The 22,509-nt window shown below is 69.0% G+C and carries 16 protein-coding genes; 6 read left to right on the top strand and 10 right to left on the bottom strand.

All coding sequences use genetic code 11. From position 1 onward, the window contains the following. Positions 1 to 57: 57 nt before the first annotated feature. The 3 genes from ACZ5VD_RS41395 to ACZ5VD_RS41405 all read right to left on the bottom strand — a co-directional run bounded on the left by ACZ5VD_RS41395 (position 58) and on the right by ACZ5VD_RS41405 (position 4,343). Positions 58 to 2,001, bottom strand: a complete 1,944-nt coding sequence (locus ACZ5VD_RS41395; RefSeq protein WP_468685606.1) for an alpha-L-fucosidase — start codon at positions 1,999 to 2,001, stop codon at positions 58 to 60. Between the two features lie 394 nt (positions 2,002 to 2,395). Beyond that, positions 2,396 to 2,884, bottom strand: coding sequence for an SRPBCC family protein (locus ACZ5VD_RS41400; protein WP_468685607.1), 489 nt, complete (start codon positions 2,882 to 2,884; stop codon positions 2,396 to 2,398). Between the two features lie 52 nt (positions 2,885 to 2,936). Then, positions 2,937 to 4,343, bottom strand: a complete 1,407-nt coding sequence (locus ACZ5VD_RS41405) for a flavin monoamine oxidase family protein (RefSeq protein ID WP_468685609.1) — start codon at positions 4,341 to 4,343, stop codon at positions 2,937 to 2,939. Between the two features lie 340 nt (positions 4,344 to 4,683). Between ACZ5VD_RS41405 and ACZ5VD_RS41410 the strand changes: the two genes are divergently transcribed. Together ACZ5VD_RS41410 and ACZ5VD_RS41415 are read left to right on the top strand one after the other, a co-directional pair. After that, positions 4,684 to 6,882: an MMPL family transporter gene (locus ACZ5VD_RS41410; RefSeq protein WP_468685610.1), complete on the top strand. Its 2,199-nt coding sequence runs from the start codon at positions 4,684 to 4,686 to the stop codon at positions 6,880 to 6,882. A gap of 263 nt (positions 6,883 to 7,145) precedes the next feature. After that, the gene (locus tag ACZ5VD_RS41415; RefSeq protein ID WP_468685611.1) at positions 7,146 to 8,099 is read left to right on the top strand and encodes an expansin EXLX1 family cellulose-binding protein; all 954 of its coding nucleotides are present in this window, start codon (positions 7,146 to 7,148) and stop codon (positions 8,097 to 8,099) included. Positions 8,100 to 8,189: 90 nt separating this feature from the next. Here ACZ5VD_RS41415 and ACZ5VD_RS41420 read toward each other — a convergent pair whose 3' ends face one another. The 3 genes from ACZ5VD_RS41420 to ACZ5VD_RS41430 all read right to left on the bottom strand — a co-directional run bounded on the left by ACZ5VD_RS41420 (position 8,190) and on the right by ACZ5VD_RS41430 (position 13,051). Beyond that, the gene (locus ACZ5VD_RS41420; protein ID WP_468685612.1) at positions 8,190 to 10,406 is read right to left on the bottom strand and encodes a 1,4-beta-glucanase; all 2,217 of its coding nucleotides are present in this window, start codon (positions 10,404 to 10,406) and stop codon (positions 8,190 to 8,192) included. Positions 10,407 to 10,660: 254 nt separating this feature from the next. After that, positions 10,661 to 11,791, bottom strand: a complete 1,131-nt coding sequence (locus ACZ5VD_RS41425; protein ID WP_468685614.1) for a glycoside hydrolase family 12 protein — start codon at positions 11,789 to 11,791, stop codon at positions 10,661 to 10,663. 237 nt (positions 11,792 to 12,028) lie between these two features. Then, positions 12,029 to 13,051 (bottom strand): LacI family DNA-binding transcriptional regulator, encoded by a 1,023-nt coding sequence (locus tag ACZ5VD_RS41430; protein ID WP_468685615.1) that lies wholly within the window; start codon positions 13,049 to 13,051, stop codon positions 12,029 to 12,031. A 706-nt stretch (positions 13,052 to 13,757) separates the two neighbouring features. Here ACZ5VD_RS41430 and ACZ5VD_RS41435 point away from each other — a divergent pair. Continuing rightward, positions 13,758 to 14,057, top strand: coding sequence for a zinc ribbon domain-containing protein (locus tag ACZ5VD_RS41435; RefSeq protein WP_468685648.1), 300 nt, complete (start codon positions 13,758 to 13,760; stop codon positions 14,055 to 14,057). Next, complete coding sequence (locus tag ACZ5VD_RS41440; RefSeq protein ID WP_468685650.1) at positions 14,054 to 14,404, top strand: glycoside hydrolase family 6 protein; 351 nt, start codon at positions 14,054 to 14,056, stop codon at positions 14,402 to 14,404. The genes ACZ5VD_RS41435 and ACZ5VD_RS41440 overlap by 4 nt, the downstream gene beginning before the upstream one ends. Before the next feature lie 185 nt (positions 14,405 to 14,589). Here ACZ5VD_RS41440 and ACZ5VD_RS41445 read toward each other — a convergent pair whose 3' ends face one another. Further along, a complete protein-coding gene (locus ACZ5VD_RS41445) occupies positions 14,590 to 16,023 on the bottom strand; it encodes a glycoside hydrolase family 43 protein (protein WP_468685617.1) in 1,434 nt (477 codons plus the stop codon). 811 nt (positions 16,024 to 16,834) lie between these two features. Between ACZ5VD_RS41445 and ACZ5VD_RS41450 the strand changes: the two genes are divergently transcribed. Then, entirely contained in the window at positions 16,835 to 17,332 is a 498-nt protein-coding gene (locus ACZ5VD_RS41450) for an IclR family transcriptional regulator domain-containing protein (RefSeq protein ID WP_468685619.1), read from the top strand. 180 nt (positions 17,333 to 17,512) lie between these two features. On the opposite strand, the gene ACZ5VD_RS41455 is transcribed toward ACZ5VD_RS41450, so the two are convergent. The 3 genes from ACZ5VD_RS41455 to ACZ5VD_RS41465 form a co-directional block, all read right to left on the bottom strand. Further along, the gene (locus tag ACZ5VD_RS41455) at positions 17,513 to 18,826 is read right to left on the bottom strand and encodes a Gfo/Idh/MocA family protein (protein WP_468685621.1); all 1,314 of its coding nucleotides are present in this window, start codon (positions 18,824 to 18,826) and stop codon (positions 17,513 to 17,515) included. A gap of 610 nt (positions 18,827 to 19,436) precedes the next feature. Continuing rightward, positions 19,437 to 19,808, bottom strand: coding sequence for a VOC family protein (locus ACZ5VD_RS41460; protein ID WP_468685623.1), 372 nt, complete (start codon positions 19,806 to 19,808; stop codon positions 19,437 to 19,439). An 89-nt stretch (positions 19,809 to 19,897) separates the two neighbouring features. Next, positions 19,898 to 21,478: an SNIPE associated domain-containing protein gene (locus tag ACZ5VD_RS41465; RefSeq protein WP_468685624.1), complete on the bottom strand. Its 1,581-nt coding sequence runs from the start codon at positions 21,476 to 21,478 to the stop codon at positions 19,898 to 19,900. A gap of 345 nt (positions 21,479 to 21,823) precedes the next feature. On the opposite strand from ACZ5VD_RS41465, the gene ACZ5VD_RS41470 reads away from it, so the two are divergent. Further along, the gene (locus ACZ5VD_RS41470; RefSeq protein ID WP_468685625.1) at positions 21,824 to 22,465 is read left to right on the top strand and encodes a hypothetical protein; all 642 of its coding nucleotides are present in this window, start codon (positions 21,824 to 21,826) and stop codon (positions 22,463 to 22,465) included. Positions 22,466 to 22,509 lie beyond the last annotated feature (44 nt).

Below are 22,509 nucleotides of genomic sequence, written 5' to 3' on the forward strand. Positions count from 1 at the left end.
AACACCGCCTCTGAGCCGTGAGGCGCAGGCAGTCGGGAGGCGGAGCCGACCGAGCCGTCACACCGCGATGATCTGCCACTGCTGCCGGGCTGCCCGGCTGTACGTCTCCTGCTCGATGCCGGCGCCCTGGGTGGTGGAGGCGCCGTCGACGTTGAGTGACAGTCCGCTGAGCCGGTTGGTGAGGTACCAGGAGCCGTCACCCGTGGGCGTCACCGCCCAGTGCTGCTGGAAGACACTGTCGTCCGACCAGATGCCCACCTTGCCGCCGTCCGCACGCGAGAGGTCGGCCACTTCCATGAGTGTGCCGCTGCTGACGCTCTTGATCTTGTAGTAGCCGTCGCCGGTGGAAGTGAAGGTCCACTTCTGGTTGGCCTGGTTCAGCCAGGGCCACTGGAGGATGCCGGTGCCATTGGCGGTCCCGTTCCCGCTCACGTCGGCGACATGGCCACTGTTGCGGTTGACCAGGCGATAGACGGTGCCGTCGCCCGGCAGTACACGCGAGATCAGGACCGGCTCGGCGGTCCTGCCGCCGATCCGGATGCCGCCCACGTTCGCGTAGCCGCCGGTGCCGGAGGTGGCCTCCAGCCGCACGAAGCCAACGTTCCGGGCGCTCCACTCGGCCACCTTCGTGACGTGGTCGCCCGCCCAGGAACCGGTGGCGGCCTCGGTGAAGGTGGTGCCGTCGGTGCTGGTGGAGATGGTGTACGAAGTGATGTCCCCGTCGGTGGAGTTGCTGCGGTTCCACTGCTTGGGCAGGTACTCCAGGGTCGAGACGTCGGTCCACACGCCACCCAGGTCGATCGTGATCGAGTGAGGGAGGGACGGGTACAGGCCCCATGTCGACCAACAGGTCTCGAAGCCTTTGTCGCTCAGCCCGTCGATGGCGTTGACGGGGCCCTCGCCGGTATGGAATCCGGTCGCGTAGGCGCTGACGGGTGTCACGGGGTGCTCGGCGCGTGGCATCTGCGTCGGCAGCGGAGCCCGGGAGGTGTCGGGGCTCCATGCCGCCCCGACCTCGGTGAGCCGCGTGACGACGTTGGTATCCAGCCTGCCGTCGCGGTTGGGCGGGCAATTGAGGATGAACGAGGTGTACTTCGGTTCCAGGTCCGTCAGATGGGACAGGATCGACGCCTTGCTCATGAGGGCTTGGTTCGGCGTGGACGGATGCCAGAACCATCCGTTGCTGATGGTCTGCCCCTGCATGGAGGCGTAGGTGTTTCCGGTCGGGGAGGTGATGCCCAGCGGTTCCTCGAAGTAGATCGCGTCGCCGAGGAACGGTACCGACAGCCCACCGTGGTCGATCATGACGATGTCCGGTTGAAGCGACTTCACATGCTCGCGTATCCGCTGGTAGGAGACGGCCTGTTGGCCCATCTGCCATCCGTAGCCGTCAGTGATGAACATGTCGATGGTGCCGTAGCCGGTCAGCAGTTCGGTGATCTGGTTCAGCATGTAGGGGAGATCGCCGGGCCGGATCGTCTGGTCGGCGCCGACGCCGTGCCGCGTGTCGTACGCCTGCACGCTGTAGGTGCGGTCCCAGATCGAGAAGTAGAGGCCCACCTTCAGTCCCTCGGCCCGGAAGGCGTCGACGTACTGGGCGACGATGTCCTGCTTGTAGGAGCTGTTGGCGACGTTGTAGTCGTTGTACGCGGTCGGCCACAGGCAGAAGCCGTAGTGGTGCTTGGTGGTCAGCACGCCGTAGCTCATCTTGGCTTCCGCGGCGGCGGCCGCCCACTGGGCACAGTCCACGGCCCTGGGGGCGAACAGGGCGGGGTCCTGGTTCGGGGCGGCCCACTCCTCGTCGGTGAACGTGCCCACGTTGAAGTGGTTGAACATGCCGAACCGCAGGTCGACCATGTTGCTCAGATTGGTCTGGGGGTCGGCTGCCGCCGCCTCGGACACCAGGCCCGAGAAGGCGGGGACGACGGGCAGCGCGGTCGCGGCGCCGGCGGCGCCGACCGCACCGAGCAGCGTCCGGCGGGACAGGTTTCCTGGCGACATGCTCGCACTCCCGTTTCTGTGGCTCCGGATCCGGAAAACCGTTCTGACGCAGCCCAGCCCTCTCCGACCATGAGGAAGGAGACAGCGCATACCCGGCGACGTCCATGAGCACTTCCCGGTACGGACAAGGCCCACAGGTGCCGTGACACTCAGGGGTCTCGGGCGCCAGATGTTACGCATGAAGCTCGGGCATGTGACACAGCGCTGTCAACCGTTTGGAGGGATGAAAGGCAGTGCACGGAGGGGCAGTTGGTGGCTATGCAGTGCATTGGGTCATTTGTTGACGAGCAGACATGGCATGTATTTCTCTTCGGCTGCCCATGACGTGGACGCTGTGGGCGCGCGGTCGCTGACGTCCGGTACGTGGCCGCCGGCCCATCGCAGGCGAAGCGCGTCACCGGGCGGTCGCCGAATTCTCCGAGCGGAGCAGTCTGTCGAGGTTGATCATGGAGGTGCGCATCCCGGCCCGCATCGACGGCTCCTGGATGCGGTTCAGCAGGTCCCCCAGGAGTCCCAGCCCGATGGTGTACTCGACCTGGTAGACCATCTCCGTCGTCTCGCGGCCTTCCGCGCTCTGCGCCGGCCGGAACTCGAAGACGTTGGTCAGGTTCTGGAGCGGGGCGAATCCGGTGCCCGTGTCGACGCGGCGTCTGAAGGGCTCGACCTCTCTGACCGTCCAGACCGAGTCGGTCTTCAGAGGGCCGAGGGTGTGGTTGCGTTCGGCGTAGGTCCTGCCGACGGTGGCGACACCGTGGTGGTCGGTGACCTCGACCGCTCCGGCGACCCACTCGGCGTACCGGTCGGTGCGGGCGACGACGTCCCAGACGCGTCCCAGGGGTGCGTTGATGACAGTCTGCTCGGTGACCACGTACGTGTTCATCATGCTTCCTTTGTTGTGGGGTTCTCGTCGTGTCTCTCGTCGGCGCTTCTCGCGCTCAGTCCCGATCCATGACCTCGATGGCGGTGTGCCGGCCGGAGCGGACGGCGCCGTCCATGAAGCCGTTCCAGTACGGCGAGAACTCGGCGCCCGCCCAGTGCACACGGCCGAAGACCTGCCCCATCCACCGGCCGAAGTCGCTGAGCACACCGGGGGCGGCGACGGAAGTGGGGCCACCCCGGGTCCATGGTTCGGCGGTCCAGTCCTGCTCGACGTAGTCGACGGTGTCGAAGGCGCGTTCCCCGACGACCTGGGCGAAGGAACGCAGCACCGCGCCACGGCGTTCGGCGGCCGCGCGGTGGGCCCACTTGCGCCATTCCCGGCCGCCGAGGAAGCCCATGAGGACGCCCGGCCCACCGTCGGGCGGGGTGTTGTCGAACATCTCGCGGATGGGGGAGCCCCCACGTAGCAGCCCCAGGCCGGACAGGCCGTCCTCGCGCCAGAACGGCTTGTCGTAGACGGCGACGCACTTCATGAGGGTGCCGAACGGCAGCCGCTGGAAGAGCTGGTCCTGCTGCGGCGGCAGGAGCGGGTCCCACACGATCCGCGCGGCGAGCGGCGGCGGGACGGCGACGATCACCCGGTCGGCTCGCCAGTCTCCGGCGTCGGAGACGACCGTGACACCGGTGGCGTCCTGGCTGATGCGCCGTACCGGGGCGCAAAGGTGCACGCGGCCGTCGAGTTGCTCGGCCAGCCGCTGGGCGACGAGCTGCGAGCCGCCGACGAAGCGGCTGTCCTGGGCGCCGCCGGTGGTGCCGGTGCCGCGTTCCATGGTGCCGGGGTGGGTCTCGTTGCCGAAGGTGGCGACGTACCAGAGGCTGAACAGGGCGGACGCGTCGCGTGCCTCGCCGCCGTAGGCGGAGTTGAGGAAGAGGCTGACCATGTCGACGGCGTCGCCGGTGATCTCGGCCTTGCGCAGCCAGGTCTCGTAGGTCATGGCGTCGAGTTCGCGGGCGTGGGGATCCCGCCACGGGGCCGTCGGGTCCACCCTGGCGGCCTCCTTGGCGATGCGCGCCAGGGCGATTCCGATGTCCGGCAGGGCGAACAGGTCCGGCGGGGTGTGCCCGGAGAAGCGTTTGGCCTTGCCGTCGTGGACGTAGACGGTCGCGCCGGGAACGGTGGCCCGGTAGGTGTCCACACCGACCTCCTCGGCCAGCGTCAGGATGTGGTCCTGGGTGGGGCCGACGAACTGTCCTCCGAGCTCCGTGACCTGGCCGTCGCCGAGGTCGTGGTTGAGCAGTCGGCCGCCGACCCGGTCCCGGGCCTCCAGGACGGCTACGGACCTGCCCTCCGCGACGAGTTTCCGTGCCGCGGCCAGACCGGCCAGCCCCGCACCGATCACCACGACGTCCGCCCTGCGGCTGTGCACCGACGTGGTGACGTTCGCGTGCTGCGTGCTGCTCATGATCACTCCCTGTCGTGGGTCCCGGCTGCCCCGACCATACAGGCGACCTTGTCAAGCGACAAGGTCGATAGGCCTTGTCGCGCGATCGGGTCGCTTGATGCCGGTAAAGTCGCAGGTGGAAGTGGGTTTTGTTGCCGAGGTGAGTTAAGTCATTCAGTTGACCGGTTCAGTCAACTTGAGCGACTGATAAAGTCCAGTGCTCGAAGCGACTTGGAGGTCGACCGCGGCACCAGGACACCTCCCTGCCCGCAACCGCTCGGCCGCGACGGCCGCCGATCCTCTGTTCGCCCGTCCGCGTCGAGACGTCCGGGAATCCCCTCACCGACCTTGGGAGTCAGTCGTGGCTGTCCTGCTCCATCGGCTGGGCCGCAGTGCCTACCGTCACCGCAAGCTGGTGCTAGGCATCTGGCTCGTGGTCCTCACCGCGCTCATCACCTGCGTCAGCGTCTTCGGCGGCAAACTCGACGACCGCTTCACCGTGCCGGGCACCGAGTCACAGCAGGCGCTGGACACACTCGGCACGACACTGCCCGAGGCCTCCGGGGTGGGCGCCGAGATCGTGCTCACCGCACCCGAGGGCCACCGCGTCACCGAAGCCCGCTACGGGGCGGCCATCGCCGCGGTCGAGTCGGCGGCCTCGAAGGCGCCCCAGGTCAGCGCCGTCCTGGGCCCGAGCGCCTCCGGAGCCGTCTCGGCCGACCGCACCACGGCGATCGTGCAGGTGCAGTACTCGGTGCAGCGGGCCGAGGTGCACGCCTCGTCCCTGGAGGCGATCCGGCAGTCGGCCGAGGCGGCCGAACGCAGTGGGCTGAGGACCTCGGTGGGCGGCAGCGTCTTCGGCAGCGACGGCGTCCACATCGGACCGTCGGAGATCATCGGTGTCGCCGTCGCCGTGCTCGTCCTCGTCGTCACGTTCGGCTCGCTGCTCGCCGCCGGCATGGCGCTGCTGCCCGCGCTGTTCGGAGTGGCGGTGGGACTGACCGGGCTGCTCGCCCTCGCCCCGGCGGTCAGCATCTCGTCCACGGCGGTCACCCTCGCGCTGATGCTGGGTCTGGCCGTCGGTATCGACTACGTCCTGTTCATCCTCTCCCGCCACCGGCAGCAACTCGCCCGCGGAACGGACCCCCAGGAGTCCATGGCCCTGGCCAACGGGACGGCCGGCAGCGCGGTGGTCTTCGCCGGCAGCACCGTGATCATCGCCCTGGCCGCACTCGCCGTCATCGGCATCCCGTTCCTGACCACGATGGGCCTCGGTGCCGCCGGAGCCGTCCTCGTCGCCGTCCTCGCCGCGATCACCCTGCTCCCGGCCGTCGCCGGGTTCGCCGGTACCCGGCTGACGCCCCGGCCCGGCAGCAAGGCGGCTCAGCGGGCCGCCGGCCCGGGCGGATCCACCGCAAGGGCCACCCTGGGCGCCCGCTGGGTGAAGGCCGCCGTCGCCAAGCCGTTGCTGACGGTGCTGGCCGTCGCGGGCATCCTCACCGCGCTGGCCCTCCCCGCGGCGGATCTGCGCCTGGCCCTGCCGGACAACGGATCGGCCCCGGTCGGCTCCACCGAGCGCAAGGCGTACGACGTGATCGGCGAGAAGTTCGGCCCCGGCTTCAACGGCCCGCTCCTGGTGCTGACCGAGACCGACGACGAGTCCGGCGCACAGGCGGGTGCTCAGGCCGCGCGGAAGCTCGGCGACCTGAAGGGAGTCAAGACGGTAATGCCGCCGCAGCCCACCAGCGACCCCGCGCAGACCGTCATCCAGATCATCCCCGAGACCGGCCCGGACAGTGCCCGCACCGCCCGGCTCGTCCACGACCTCCGCGCCGCCGCACCGGGCATCCACGAGACCACCGGGGCCTCCGTCGCGGTCACCGGGACCACCGCCGTCAACATCGACGTCTCCCACCGGCTCAGCGACTCCCTGCTGCCGTTCGTGGCGATCGTCGTCGGCCTGAGCCTGATCCTGCTGACCATGGTGTTCCGTTCCCTGGTCATCCCGCTCAAGGCCGCTGTCGGGTTCCTGCTGTCGGTGGCCGCCTCGCTCGGCACGGTCGTCGCCCTGTTCCAATGGGGGTGGCTGGCGGACGTCTTCGGGCTGGCCCACACCGGTCCCGTCGTCAGCTTCCTGCCGATCATCCTGATCGGAGTGCTCTTCGGACTCGCGATGGACTACGAGGTGTTCCTGGTGTCGGGGATGCGGGAGGAATGGGTCCACACCGGCATGGCCCGCCGGTCCGTGGTCGACGGCGCACGGCACAGCGTGCGGGTGGTCACCGCGGCCGCCCTGATCATGTTCACCGTCTTCGCCGGGTTCTTCCCCCTCGACGATGCCCTGATCAAGCCCATCGCCTTCGCGCTGGCCGTCGGCGTGGCCATCGACGCCTTCGCCGTCCGCATGACCCTCGTGCCGGCCGTCCTCGCCCTCGCCGGACGGCACGCCTGGTGGCTCCCCGCCTGGCTCGACCGCGTCCTGCCCGACCTCGACGTCGAGGGCACACGTCTGCGGAAGGTCCCCGAGGGGGAGTCCAAGGAGCCCGAGCGAGTCCGCTGACCGGCGCCCACCTGTCAGAGCCCCCATCAGGCCCCGGCCGCAGGACAGCCTCCGGTCGGGGCACGGGCCTGCTCTCGCCGCCCGTGCCTGGTACCCCGGCATACGGCCCGCTCCGTCAGCGGTGGAACATGGCCGAGGTCGCTGAGCGGCCCCGAGGCCGCGCTCAACTTCCCTGCCCGGTCCGAGAGAAGAGTCGACGGCAACCTTTTCGCCTCCTGCGGCCACTGAGTAGCGCAAGCGACGCGCTCTTCGAACGGACAGACATGCACGAAACACGCCAGGCCGCGCGACAGCGCAGACGCAGACGCCGGCTGATGGTGGGCAGCACCACAGGGCTGGTCGTCACAGGTCTCCTCGTCTGCCTGGTCATGGCGCTGCAGCCGGACCGCGAGGACGATGCCGGGCGGGCCCCGGCCACCGCGGTCGCCAACTCCCAGGAGACCCAGCCGCCGACGCCGCCCGGGAAGAAATCCCCCACACCTTCCGCGTCCACGGTCTCCGCGTCCCCGTCGGCCAGTGCCACCCCCGCGAAGGCCTCCGCATCCGCGTCGGAGACGCCGCCAGCGGCCTCCCCGCGGAAGGCGCCTGCCTCGTCGTCCCTGGCCGGACGGATCCGAAACAACATCACCTACCCGGGAGTCGCCACGGTCTACAAGGCCGGGGTGGGGGACGGCGCCTGCTCGTACGGCCCGAGCGGCGACATGATGATCGCGGCGATGAACACCACCGACTACGAGACGTCCAAGGCATGCGGGGCGTACGTACTCGTCCGCGCGGCGAACGGCGCCTCCGTCACGGTCCGGATCACCAACGAATGCCCCCTGCCCTGCGCGCCGGGCCAACTCGACCTCAGTGAACAGGCCTTCGCCGAACTGGCCCCCGTCTCGACCGGTCGACTCGCCATCACCTGGAGCCTGTTGAGCCCCAGCACGGCGGGCACGATCTCGATCCGCTACAAGGACGGGTCCAGCCCCTACTGGTGCGGCATCCAGGCGATCGGTCACCGTAACCCGCTCGCCCGGCTAGAGGTGCGCACCGGCGGCGGCTGGCGCCAACTGGCCCGCACCGACTACAACTACTTCCTCTCTCCCGACGGCGGCGGGTGCGGCAAGGCGATCAGGCTCACCGACATCTACGGAGAACAACTGACCGTCGACGGGATCGGCTTGCGGCCGGACGTCGTGCAGTCGACGGGGCTCCAGTTCGCCCGGCACTGACCCCGCCACTGATACCGGGTCCCTCCGAGCGGAACACTCGGAGGGACCCGGTATCGCTTCATCCGCCGCCGGCCGGGCGGTGTTCGTGTGTCAGGCGGGCTGCCCGAACTGGATACCGCGGCCGTTGGTGGCCAGGTACACATGGCCGTGGACCCGGGGATCCCCGGTGATGGCCTCACCGATCCAGCCCCACTGGTGCTCGTCGTCGTTGATGCGCAGCCAGGTCCTCGCGGCGTCGTCGGAGCGGTGGACGCCGGTGACCCCGCTGACGGTGGCGACGTGGTAGATCGCGGGATGGTCGCCGCCGTGGGCGGCCGCGCCGAAGCCGAGCGTGTACGAGGCCTCGCAGCCGGCGACCTTCGCGAAGGTTCGGCCGCCGTCGGTGGATCGCAGCAGCCCGTTGGTCTTGGCGCTGAGCCACAGGTCACCGGAGCGTCCCGGTGTCGCGACCAGCTTGAACCCGGCGTCGCCGGAGGGCAGTCCGGTGGCCCGGGCCGCGAACGTCAGCCCCTTGTCGGTGCTGGCGAACAGCTTTCCCGTGGCGGTGTCGAACGCGTACACGACCTCGGAATCGGCCGGGTCCGCCACCGGTGTGGCGCCGGTGGGAAACGAGGAGACCTCGGACCAGGTGGCGCCGTTGTCGGCGGAGCGCTCGGTGGGGTGCTTCGTGCCGTCCCAGTGCACGAAAGACCACACCAGCACGCTGCCGTCGGCGGTGGTGGCGATCGGCCCCGGTGCCTCCTTGGCGATGGCGGGCTGGGTCTTGAAGGGGGTCCAGGTCTGCCCGCCGTCGTTCGAGAAGGCGCCGTTGCCGTTGTCACCCGTGCCCGTGCGCACCACATAGGACGGCTTGTTCGCGGCCTGGGCGAGGCCCGCCGCCGTGGTGAAGAGGGGGTTGGTCGCCAGGCCGCCGGCCGGAGACGCCGTGAGACGGTCGTGGTACAGCGTGCCGATGTCCCGTGAGCCGCTGAGCAGGTGTGCCTGGCCGGTCGGCGGCGAGATCAGGAAGAGCACCGAGGTCTCCTCCAGGCCACGGATCTGCGGGGCCCACTTCTTCAGGTCGCGGGTGCCGTAGAGGGTGGCGCCGGTGCCGTAGACGATGTGCTGGGAGTCGAACGGGTCGACGGCGACCATCTGGATCCACCAGCCGAACGTCGGTGCGTCCTTGCCCCACTTGAGGAAGGGGGTCTCCGACACGTCGATGCTCGCCGAGTCCTTGAGGGAGGTCCAGGTCCGGCCCCCGTCGGTGGTGCGGAACAGGGTGTCGCCCCCCGACCAGCGGTTGTTGGTGGAGACGACGACGGTGCCGGTGCGCTGGGCGTCGACGGCGGCTCCGCCGTACGCGAAACTGTCGGAGCCGCCGGGCTTCACCGGGGTGACATCGGTCCACGTACCGTCGGCGACGGCCAGTTTGTGCACGCTGCCGTTGGACTGGCCGTTGGGGCCGGGAGCGTCGGCGTACGTCACGTACAGCTCGTCGGCGCGGGTGTCGTACACGGCCCGCATCGGCATCTTGGCCGTCGGCCCGGTCGGCTGCCCGGGGACGGGCACCCAGGTGGTGCCGTCGGTGGTGCGGTAGAGGGTGTTCGTGGTCGCGGAGCCGTCGCCGTCACCCCAGCCGGCGTACAGGGTGCGCCCGGCGGAGACGAGAACGGTGACGCCCTGGCCGGAGGCGCTGGGGACGGGCGGGAAGCCCTTCGCGGCGGACCAGGTGGCGCCCCGGTCCGTCGACTTGAGGAGGCCGTCGTGCCGGGTGCCCAGCCACAGGGTGTCACTGTCGCGCGGGTCCAGGAGAAGGCGTTCGCCCGTGCCCCGGCCGTCCTCGTTGGAGCCGAGTTTCACGCTGAGGTCGGTACGGGTCCAGGTGGCCCCGCGGTCGTCGGAGCGCAGGAACGCGCCGTTGCCCGCCCACGACTGCGTGTAGCTGCCGAGGGCAAGGTAGACGCGGTCCGGCCGGGCCGGGTCGATGGCCAGGGACTCGACGCCGAGGAGGTTCGAGTCGTCCTGGCTGAGCCAGTCCAGCAGCGGGATCCAGCGGGCCGAGCCGTCGTCCCAGCGGTAGGCGCCGCCCATGTCGGTACGGGCGTAGGCGAGTCCCTGGACGGCGGGATGGAACACCACTCCGGTGACGAATCCGGTGCCGCCGATGACCACGTTGCGCCAGCCGTAGGGAGAGGCTTCGGCTGCCGCGCCGATGGCGGATTCGGCGCCCTGGGCACGGCCCTGGAAGGAGGAGAGGCCGGCGAGCGCGGCAGCGGCCGTGGTCCCGGCGAGGACGGAGCGCCGACTCAGATCGAACCCATGCATGACATACCTCAATCTGTGGAGCTGGGGAGGTGAGGCGTGTCCACGATGCGGATCGGTGACTGGCCCACACCCGTGATCACTCCGGGTCATCATGCATGTCCGTTTTGTCGTTTAATGCTTGGCGGCACCGAAGAACGGGTGCGTGTTCGTCGATGTGCCGAGGGGCTCCGTACCGGCAGGTGCGTTCCGTGCGGCCTCCGGGGCCCGCCCGTGGGAGTGGCGGAAGCGGGCGTGCCCCGGAGGCCGGACGTGTGTCACGCGTTGGCGCAGGCGGTGCCGTTCAGACTGAAGCCGGAGGGCTTGGCGAAGGTGCCGCTGGAGGTGCCCTGGAACCCGAAGGTCGCCTGGCCGCCGGCCGCGACCTCGCCGTTGTGGGCCACGTTGCTCGCGGTGACCGCTCCTGACGAACCGGAGAGGGTCGCGTTCCAGGCATTGGTGATCTGCTGCCCGGAGGGGAGGGTGAACGCGAGCTTCCAGCCGCTGATGGGGGAGGAGCCGGTGTTGGTGACGGTGACGTCGGAGGTGAAGCCGCCCTGCCAGGAGCTCGCCCCGTACGCCACCTTGCAGGCGGTGGAGCCTCCGGGAGTGCCCGGGTCACCGGAGGCGCCCGTGTTGACGGTGGAGGAGAACGAGGTGACGGCAAGGCCCGCCCCGTTCTGCCAGGGCTCGAACCCTGCCTGAATACTCGTGAGGTACCAGTTGTTCTGGGCGAGGCCTCGCGAGACGGCGTGCCGGGCGAAGTCCATGACGTCGAAGTTCCAGCTGGTGATCGTCGACGGTGCGACGAACGACAGCACGTCGTTCCCGCCGTTGTTGCCGGACCACACCTGCCAGGTGCGCCCGCCCACGTTGGCGTTGCCGACCGGGGAGCCGATGGGCTGAATGGATCCGACCTTGTTGAACCAGAGCATGATCTCGGTCCGGTTGACGCCGTCGGTGCGGGGCGTGGGGTCGAGCCAGATGTCGTACGAGGCGTTGTATACCGCGCCGTTCACGTAGTTGTAGGAGATGCTCGAAGGGGCGCTGGAGATGCTGCTGAGCCGGGCGGGAAGCTTGGTGCCGGGCGAGCAGTTGGTGTAATGGCAGCCGTTGTAGACGGAGGGGTAGGACTTCGGAGCGCCGTTCGTGGGGACGGATCCGTCGGCCTGGGTGATCCTGAACCCCGAGTCGGTGGCGGTGATGCACTGAGTGGCGCTGGTGCCCCAGCGGTTGTTCTGGACCACGTACCGGCCCTGGATGGTCGTTGAACCGAAGGTTTCGCAGATCGTGGTGTCGGCCTGTGCCCCTGGCGCTGTGGTCAGAAGCGCGACAAGCGAGACGAGCGAGGTGAGCAGCGCGCCGAGCAGGCCACGCGTGCTGCGGGCATGGTGCGGGGAAGGACGCATGCGGATCCTCTTCAGCGGGTGTCAGAGGGTGGGGACGGAAGCGCTGTGACGAGATCGTGTATGGGAGCGCTCCCAAACGAGGCTTCGGCTGGGACTGTAGGGATGGTTCAGGTACCTGACAAGACTGTCGGCACGAAACGTGTCGACCCGATTTCGGATCCGCAGGTCAGCCCCGGGCGCCGCGAGGCGGCTCGTCGGATCCGGGAGCCTTCTCCGGACCGGTGTGCCGACGAGGGGTCAGGTCGACTCGCGTACCACCAGCTCGGTACGGAGGATGACGTGACGCCAGGCCACGGCCCCCTCCTCCATCTCCTCCAGGAGCAGCCGGATCATGGCCCGCCCGATCTCCTCGATCGGCTGCCGCACCGTGGTCAGCCGTGGCTCGGTCCGCTGGGCCAGCGAAAAGTCGTCGAAACCGATCACGGCGACGTCCTCGGGCACTCGGCGTCCGGCCGCGCGCAGGGCTTCCAGCGCCCCCGCGGCCGTGGTGTCCGACGCGGCGAGGACGCCGTCGATGTCCGGATGCCGTTCGATGAGCTCGGCCATGGCGCGGCGTCCGCTCTCCGCCGTGAAGTCGCTCTGGGCGACACGGGTCGGCTCGCCCGCCAGGCCCGCCGACGCCAGGGCCTCTTCGTAGCCGCGCAGCCGGCACTGGGCGGCGTACAGGTCGAGGGGACCGGTGATGGTGGCTATCACTCTGCGGCCCTGTCGCAGGAGGTGGGTCACGGCACTACGGGCTCCGCCGATGTTGTCCGCGTCGACGTAGCTGACGTACTCCTCCCCTGAGCGGCGTCCCAGCAGCACGGTCGGCAACCGGGCGTCGGCGAGCATGTCGGGCAGCGGATCACCGGCGTGCACGGACATCAGCAGTACTCCGTCGACCCGGCCGCCGCGCGCGTACTCAAGGAAGCGCTGCCGCTCGGCGTCCGACCGGACCAGGGTCAGCAGCAGTTGGATCCCGGTGTCTGTCAGCGCGTCCCCGAGGGAGCGGACGATCTCGGAGAAGAAGGGCTCGGCGAACTGCCGCCAGTCCGGCTCCGTCATGACCAGGGCGACGGCGTCGGCCCGCCGGCCTGCCAGGGAACGGGCCGCGAGATTGGGCACGTACCCCAGCTCCTCGATGGCCCGCTGGACGGTCCGGCGCGTCGACTCCTTCACGCCGGCCGCGTTGTTGATGACGCGGGAGACCGTGCCCCTTCCCACCTGCGCGTGGGCAGCCACCTCCTCCAGCGTCGGTGTGCCCGGGCGCCGTTTGCCCATGACCGCCTCCCCCACGAGATCACCGATCTTACCGGCCGGAGGCAACCGAGCACACGACTTCGCCAGGGGCACGGGAGCAGGCGGTCGTCCTGCCCCGAGAGTTGGGAGCGCTCCCGTTCCGGGAGGGCTTGCGCGACGTTGAAGGCGAACATCCGCAACGTCAACCTCGGCAAGGAAGGCTCCAAGCGCCGCCGCAAGGCCGAGTCGAAGCCCGTCACCTTCCGGCCGGATGCGGCGCAGCCGTACGACGATCGCTGTCTCAGCTGGGAGATCGACAAGCAGACCGTAAGTATCTGGACCACTGCCGGACGTATCCGGAGTGTGCGGTTCACCTGCTCCGGGCAGGCCCGCAAGCTCCTCGCCGAGCACCGTGAGGGCGAGAGTGATCTCGTCCACCGTGACGGCATGTGGTTGCTGATCGCCACCTGCGAGGTACTCAAGGCCGATCGGTATGAGCCTGATGGATTTATCGGCGTGGACCTTGGCATTGCCAACATCGCCACCACCAGCACGGGCTACCGAGCGGCCGGGCGGGATCTGAACAGGCGCCGTAAGCACCGCTGTGACCTGCGCCGCAAACTCCAGGCCAAGCGAACCAAGTCCGCCAAGCGCCGCCTGAAGAGCCGGCGCCGCAAGGAACAGCGGCACGCTGCGAACGTCAACCACATCATCTCGAAGAAGATCGTGACTGAGGCAGAGGGTACGGCTGAGGAAGCCCCAACGGGTCACGCTCCACTCCTGGGCCTTCGCCCAGCTCGGCGCATTCCTCGAGTACAAGGCGCAGCGGGCCGGCGTCCCGCTGGTGTACGTCGATCCGGCGTACACCAGCCAGGAATGCGCCGAGTGCCATCACATTGAGAAGAAGAACCGGGCCGGCCAGGCCCTCTTTGTCTGCCGGAGCTGCGGGGTCGTTGCCCACGTCGGGAATGCTTCCCACGTGATCGGCCAACGCGGCGAGATCGTGTGGAATGCGGGGCGTGAGTCACGCGTCCCTGCCACCCCATAGGGGTGTCTGGACGGAGGAGCCAACCCAGCAGTCAGTTGGGCACTACCTCCAACAACTGGTGCAACCAGAGCGGCGCGGGCATCGGCGAACGGCCGACCGCGGCTCCGGCCGCCGGCATCGACGCCTACGTGTGGGTCAAGCCCCCGGGGGAGTCGGACGGCAACAGCACCGCCATCCCGAACGACGAGGGCAAGGGCTTCGACCGGATGTGCGACCCGACATACGGCGGCAACGCCCGCAACGGCAACAACCTGACGGGCGCGCTGCCGAACTCGCCGCTGGCGGGACGCTGGTTCTCCGCCCAGTTCCAGCAGTTGGTCCAGAACGCCTACCCGCCGCTGTCATGACCTGCTGACACGGTGGTGACCGCCGGTATCCGTCCCTCTGCCCAGCCGAGGGACGGATACCGGCGGATTCCACGCGACCGTGGTCGAGTGCGCCGAAGTGGCGGACGCCTGATGGCCTTCTCGGCATCGCGGCCGTGCCGGGCGGGACAGGTACGTCGGCGCCGTCCGCAGACCACCTCGTCGGGTCAGCCTGTCATCCGGAAGGTGGCGTCGCTGCGTCCCGTCGCTGTGCTGATCGTTTCGAGCTTCAGCTGGTACGCGTAGTGGCGGATGTACCGGTCGGGGTGGTTGTACGACTGGAACGACGCCCATGTCGCGTCGGCGAGTCCGGCGACCTGCCGAAAGGTGGCGTCCGCGGCGAACTGGGTGGTGCCGTCGTTGTGGACGAGCTGGAAGTCGGCTCCGTCGTGGCGCAGGTAGTAGCCGGGGAAGTTGACCGACTCGAAGGAGACGGTGCCGGTGCCGGCCAGACCGGGCCGCTGTCGGAACTGGGCGTCGTCGTTGGTGACGTTCTGGTCGATGCGGACGTCGAAGTTGCTGTGCCGCACGTAGCGGTCCTGGAAGTTGAAGGACTGCAGCCGCTTGGCCGGGACGTTGGCCCAGCGTGCCCGGATCCGGGTGTCCTCGGCGGCCGTCAGGTTCAGGATCGAGCCGTGGCGCTTCTTGGTGCCGCCCATGGAGTAGGTGCCCGACGCCGGGAGGTGGTAGGTGCCGACGGCGGACGGGTTGGTCGTCGCGACCGGCATGTATCCCTTTCCGGCCGCGTACTGGTCGAGGTAGAGGGTCCACTCGTTGCGGTTCCTGAACTTCATCCACATCGGGCCCTCGACCTGCGAACCGGTGAGGCCGATGCCGGAGAGGTTACCGAGGTTGGTCCAGGTGCCGAGGATCGAGTTGCTGCCCTCAAGGGTGATCTGGCCGTCGCCGGAGGCCCGTACGTAGCGGTAGTTGCCGACGCCTGAGGGGACCTCGACGATCTGGGTGTCGATGATTTCCTGGGTGCCGGGACGCTCGATGTAGATCTGCGGGGTGCTGACCGTGCGGAAGTTCGTGGTGCGGGCGTAGTAGATGCGGTGCTTCGTCGCGCCGTTGAGGGGCTTGTTCGTCGCCCAGTACAGGACGTAGTCGTTGCCGGCCGGATCCCAGATGGCTTCCGGTGCCCAGGCGTTGCGCCCGTCGGGGATCGCGCCCGCGACGTTGAGCAGCCACGGCGCCGACCAGGTGACCAGGTCCGTCGACTCCCACACCACGAGGTTGCGGCTGCCGTCGTTGATGGCCTGACTCCACGTCTGCCCGCAGTCGATGCACAGGTCGGTCGCGATGATCCAGTACTTGCTGCCGTCGGGCGAGCGGACCAGTGCGGGGTCACGCACCCCACGCGTGCCCACGGTCGAGCGCAGGGTCATCCCGCCGCCGTTGAGATCGGTCCAGTTCAGACCGTCCGCGCTGTACGAGAAGTACATCTGCTGACCGGTCGATCCCTCCCCGATGAAGTGCGTCATCAGGTACCCCGGGTCGGCGGCTGCGGCCCGCTGGGGTGTGGTCACGACCTGGGCGGTGAAGAGCAGGCAGGCGGCGACGAATACCGCCGCCAGTCTGACAAGGACGACCTTTGGCATATGCGTTCCTGTCTCTCTGTAGTGCCGTGATCGGACGCGAGTGAGGTCGAGGGTTGTCGGGCCCTGGCCTTCGTGGCAGGGGGTGGGGAACGGGGCGGTCTCCCGTGGGAGGTGGACGTCGCGCAATGTGTGTTCAGTGGCCGGCGCATCGAGGTTCCCGTGTGCGCGGTGGTGGGCCGGGCGACGAAGGCGGCGGAGAGGGTCGGCAGTGCTGTCTCGGAAGTGCACCGGCGACGCGTGCGCAACACAGGCGGTCTCCTTTGACGGCCATGGTTCGAAAAATCGAACACTGTTCGCAAGTTCGAGCAGAAGATAGATGTGGATCAGGGGCGCGTCAATGGAACTGGCCAGTTTGCCTCCCGGCACTCACACCCGTGTCCGCTTGTGGCGGTAAGGCCCTCCTCGCTCGCCCCCTTGGCGGCGGCGATCTCCCCGGGTGATCGGGTCGCTCGCGAGAACTTGGCTGCACAACCGTTGACATGGCGCCATGAACGGGACCGGGATCGCGCCTGCAAGCAGGTGATTGAAACGTTTCCAGCTTCCCCCGGTTATCGCGAACGCAACTCCACGGCCGACCGGGCCCTGGACATCCTGATGATGTTCGACGACACCCAACTCGTCATCTCCGGTACCGCGGTCGCCGAGCGTCTGGGGGTCGCCCGGTCGACCGCCTACCGATACCTGCAGTCACTGGTGAAGCAGGTTCCTGGAGGAGGCGCCGGGCGGTGGCTTCCGGCTCGGGCTGCGTGTCCTGGAGATCGGCCGGCTGGCCAGGCGCAGCTATGGACTGACCGAGATCGCCGTTCCGGCGATGACCGAACTCTCCGCCGACGTGCGCGAGACGGTGCTCCTGACCCGTCGTGCCGGGGAACTGGTCGTCTGCGTCGAGCGGGCGGAGGCCGGCACGTGGGCCGTGCGCATCTCCTACGAGCGGGGCAGCACGCTCCCGCTCAACGCCGGTGCCTCCGCGCTCGTCCTGCTGGCCTGGATCCCGCAGGACGAGGCGCGACGACGGCTGGAGGCAGTCGAACTGAAGCGCTCACGTCGGCCACGCTCACCGACGTGGACACGCTCATGGACCGGCTCGCGCACATTCGTCGGGCCGGGTACTCGGTCACGCGGTGAACCCGACCCCGATGTGACGGGCGTAGCCGCACCGATCCGCGACGACGGGCAGAAAGTGGTCGCTGCGGTGAGCGTCGCCGCGCTCACCTCCAGGGTGTTTCCCGAAGCGGAGGCGGAACTGGCTCAGAGGGTGCTGACCACGGCTCAGGAGATCACCGACCGCCTGACCGCGGTCGGAGGCTGAGCACACGCGGTTCGCCCCCGGCTCCGGGCCACGGCGACTGTTCTGTGTCGGGCGCCGGAGTACGCGAACAGCCCTTGCTCCGGCGCCACGACGTCGAGAGGACTCGACCTCGCGGCCCACTGTCCTCGCGGACCGACGGCAGGCACACCGACGGCCTTGAGCACGGTGAGCCGGCCGTACTCAGATGTCGAGCAGGTCTCGCGTCCGCACCGGGCCGCCCGACTCGAAGGACTGGTTCGCGGCCAGGCCGGTGACCAGTGAACGGGCCCCGTCCGCGGCGTCCGCCGCACGTCCCAGTGGGTCGGGTGCGGGCTCACCGAAGAGGTCCGCGAGCATGCGTACGTCGCCGCCGCCGTGTCCGCCCTCGCCGGCCCGGACCTTGAGTTCGCGCGGCGGTTCCCAGAACCGACGCAGCATCAGCTCCGTACGCCCCGCCGTGTCGCCCACCGACTCCCCGTGCAGAACCGCACTGTCACCCGGCACGGCCACCTCGGACCGGGTCCAGGTGGACTCCTCGACCAGCAGTTCGAGGCGCCCCTCGCTGCCGTTGAAGGCGATCCGGTATCCCTCCCACGGGGCGTACGCGGTGAGGTGGTAGGTGAGGCTGGCGCCGGAGGCGTAGCGGACCAGTACCGCCATGTCGTCCTCGATCGTCACCCCGGGACCGAAGACGTTCTGGTCACGGTGGTAGCCGTCCTCGGCCTCCGCGTCGAGGTACAGCGCGGAGAGCAGCGGCGAGTCGGCCAGGTGGACGGCGAAGGGATCGTCCGCCGCCGCGGGGGAGCCGTGTGCCCGGGCGTAGTCACGGGCCAGGCCCCGGCGCGCGCCCGCTTCGTCGCCGTAGAAGAACAACCCGCCCTGGGCGTACACGGTTTCGGGTTCGGTGCCCAGCCACCAGTTGACCAGGTCGAAGTGGTGGGTGGCCTTGTGCACCATCAGGCCGCCGGAGTTGGCCTTGTCGCGGTGCCAGCGGCGGAAGTAGTCGGCGCCGTGGCGCAGGTCGAGCAGCCACTCGAAGTGCACGGAGCCGACCTCGCCGATCTCCCCGGCCGCGATCAGTTCCCGTACGGCCGAATGCACCGGGTTGTACCGGTAGTTGAACGCGACCCGCACGCGGCCGCCGGTGCGTCGCCGGGCGTCGAGGATACGGCGGGCGCGGTCGGCGTCCGTCGTCATCGGCTTCTCGGTGACCACCTCGCAGCCGGCCTCCAGGGCCTGGACGATGTAGTGGTCATGGGTGCCGTCCACGGTGCACACGACGACGATGTCGACGCGTTCGCGGCGCAGCATCTCCGTGAAGTCCTCGGCGGCGTACGTGGGTACCGACGCGCCGATCCACTCGTTGTGCACCGCCATTCTGTGGGGGTTGACATCGCAGAAGCCGACCAGGTCGATCCGGTCCGCGTAGGGACCGGCGAGCGCCTGGGTGAAGAGCCGGGCGCGGGCGCCCAGTCCCACCACGGCGCAGCGGCGGCGTGCGGTGTCGGCAGGCATACGGTCTCCGATCGGTTGGGGGACAACTCGGGGGAGGGGGAGGTGAGGGACAGCGGTCGCCAGATCTCGGCAGCGGTGGCGGCGAGGGCGAGCGGCCCGAGGACGACGACCAGCAGGACGGGGGACATGGCCAGGAGCGCGGCGACGGCGACCGCCGACCCCGCCAACAGTACGGGCACGAGCGGCTGCTGGGGCATCGAGCGGAACGCCGCCACGACGACCGCCCGCCAGGAGGAACGGTCCCGCCGGCCGACGGCACACCGCAGTCCCCACGCGGCCGGGACCGCGCCCGCATCGGTCACGGGTGCGCCCATGCTGGTGATTGTGGTGACGACGAGGCCGCGAAAGCCACCTTGCGTGACCTGGCGGGCGAGCGTGAGGCTTCCCCCGGCATCAACGCCTTGCGGAACCTCAACTCACCCTCCACGTCTCGATCACAGATTCCCCTGTGGTCCGGCAGGGGGCGACGGAGTGCAGGCGTTGGTCAAGGACGTCAGAGCATCGGCAAGCGCAAGCCCTCTTGCCCCACCCGCGCCAGTCTCGCTCCTCGACTCGCCGACACGCGACGGCAGGTTCGCACGCCGGTCACGGCACTGAGCAGCCGTGATGCCTAGCCGATGAGGGTCGCCTTCGGGCGGACGACGCAGAACTCGTTCCCCTCCGGATCGGCCAGTACCGTCCATGACTCGTCGCCGCTCTGTCCGACGCCCGCCCTGCGGGCGCCGAGTGCGAGGATGCGCTCGATCTCGGCGTCCCGGTCCTCCGCGGCGGACGTCAGGTCGAGGTGCAGACGGTTCTTGACGACCTTACGATCCGTCACCGGCATGAAGCAGATGCCCACCGGCGCGGTCTCGTCCGGCCCGATCACGACCTCCCGCTCCCGCTCGGAAAGGATCCGCCAGCCCAGCACCCCGGCCCAGAACCGGGCGAGGGCGGGCAGGTCGTGGGCGTCGATGACGATGTGGTGCAGCGACAAGGGCATGTCGGCCAGTGTGCCCGGTGATCGCCCGGGCGGCCCTTGGCACGCGGTTCCTCTCGGGGTGAGGGGTGAGGGGTAGGGGAGTCGGGGTGTCAGGTGGCCGTGGGCGGGTGGCTGGCGCGCCATTCGGGTGCTTCGGCGGTGTCGGTGAATTCGAGGAGGTGTTGGCCGGCCAGGCGTTGCAGGGCGTCACGGACCTGGGCGGGGGTGGTGTAGAAGAACTCGCGTCGGGCGTTGACGCGGTTGACGCGGCGGTCCTCGAATTCCTGGTGCAAGCGTCGTTCCAGGCCGACGGCGTCCTCGCTGAAAATCAGTGCGTGGACATCGAAACGGAACGGCACGGAGGCGTCGCCGAGTTCGTTGACCCGGTCCATGGGGTCCAGCCGCCGGGTCAGTCCGATCTTGACCATGCGTTCGCCGAACGCGCCGATGTTGGAGATGACATACACGTAACCGGCTCGGATGTTGGCCTCGCGGGCGTCGACCGCCTGCAGATCGCCGTCCAGTTGCCGAAGCCTCTCCTCCAGCTCGGCGATGCCCTCCGGATCGGCCCTTCCGGCCCGCAGCCGCCGCAGCGCGCTCTCGTAGTGGCTGCGCTCCTTCTCCAGACGCTGCCGCTCGCGTTCGATCTCGCGTTGGAGCCGCTCCTCCTCACGCTGCTGGGCCCGCAGCTCCCGCTGCTCCTCCTTCTCGGCTTCCTTGCGCGCGAGGTGGTCGGCGGTCAACTCCAACTCCCGCACCCGCAGGTGGTGGTAGTCGTCGCTGATCCTGATGTGCATCGTGGTCCCGAGCCGCGCGATGGTCTCCCGCGTCTTGCCCAGCCGGTCGATGAGCGAGGCCAGCCGGTGCGGTCGCATGCCGCGCACCGCGTTGTCCGCCTCGGCGTTGTAGGCGCGCAGCATCAGCTTGGAGAAGTCCCGCACCATCTTGCGGCCCTGCGCGAGTGAACCGTTCACGGACCAGTCCTGCGCGGCCAGTACCGCACGGTCGTCACGGGCCAGTTGCTTGTACCGGGACTTCAGCCCCTCCAACTCCCGTGCACAGGACACCGCGTCGGCCAGCGGATGCCGGTATTCGTAGATGCCGGCCTCTTGCAGCATCCGTACCTCATCGATGACCACCAGGTCCGCCTGTGAGGCCGCCACCTGCTGCCGGGCCTGGTGTGCCTGCTGTGCCAGCGCGTCCGCCTCCCTGCGCACATCGACCAGTGAGTGGGCGGCCCGCTGCGCGGCATGTTCGACCTTCGCATCCAGCAGGCCGTCGATTCGCTGCAGTTCGGAGACCTTCTCGGCGTGCGCCTGCCGCAGTTGTTCCTGTTCCGCGGCGATCTGCGCACTGTCGGCGCCGATCACCCGGGCCAGTTGCTCCGTCAGCTGACGCACCTGTGCCTGGAGTGTCTGTGCCCGTGTCTCGGAGTGGGCCAACTCGGCGGCAAGACGCTCGGCATCCGCCTCGGCCTGCTTGCGTCGTCGTCCGAACAGGCCGACGGGAGCGGCACTGCCCGTGCCGGTGTAGGGCGATGTGAGATCGGGCGGCGCCGAAGACTGTTCCGGCAGCCACAGCTGCCATCCGGGTGGCACCGGCCAGGACGGATCCGGCTGCCAGCCCGGCGGAGGAACCCATCCCGACGGCGGAGTGGGCCAGTCGGGCGGAGGGTTGAAGCGGTGCGTCATGAGGAGCCGCTCCCCAAGTGCCGAGGCGGACAGGACTGCTGATGATGCACGGTTCCCCCGAGGGCTGATGGTGTCGTGTGGTGGATACGACTCCCGGAGGACGCGTCCGGTTGTGGAACCCGAAGGGGTTCACCCGATGGTGTCGCGCCCAGCGGCCGGCGAACCGACACCGCACGGCAATCGGAGATCACCGCACAGCCCGCGCTGAGCGCATCGGCGGAGACACTCACCCGTCAGGGCACAGTTCCATCACGCGACTTCCATGCATTCACCCGAACCGGAATGATTCATCCCTCAACAGAACCGCGTAGGGGGATCATGAACACCGAAGGCACACCACCACCCGTGCCCTCCCGAAGACCGCTCCCGCCGCCCCAGAGGAGCCACACCAACGCGATCGTCATCGGAACTGCCGCCGCGATCATCGCCACCGTGGTGGGCAGCAGCGTCATCATCACCAACACCGGCGACAGCGAGGCGGGCCCGGCCCCCACCGTGACCGTCACGGTCACCGAAGCCGCCGCCGACAACGCCTCCGAAGAAGACACCGCCGCCGCCTCCGCCCGGCAGACCGACTACACGATCGGCGAACAGGCCCGCAATGGCGGAGCCGTCGTCAAGATCTCCAAGGTCGAGGAGAGCGACACGATCACCCTCGCCGGGGCGCGCAAGAAGGCCGGCGCCGAAGCCAAGTACGTGACCGTGTACGCCGTCGTCACCAACAAGGCGAAGAGCAGCATGGACCTCACCTGCTCGCTGCCCATCGTCAACGCCCTCATCGACGACCAGGACCGACGCTCCGACACCATCGACGATCTCTATGACATCGCCGGCAATCCGGAATGCAATGCCCAACTGCAGCCCGGATTCAAGGACGACATGCGGTACGTCTACCGAGTCCCGAAGGACGCCACCATCCTGACCTGGGAGTTCTCCGAATACGACCTGGAGAACGACCCCACGCCCACGCTCGTCGACCTGACATAGCAGCACCATCCCCGCAGCCTGGGGAATCGGTGCGCCGGCGTGGC

The organism is Streptomyces sp. NPDC032822, assembly GCF_055578825.1.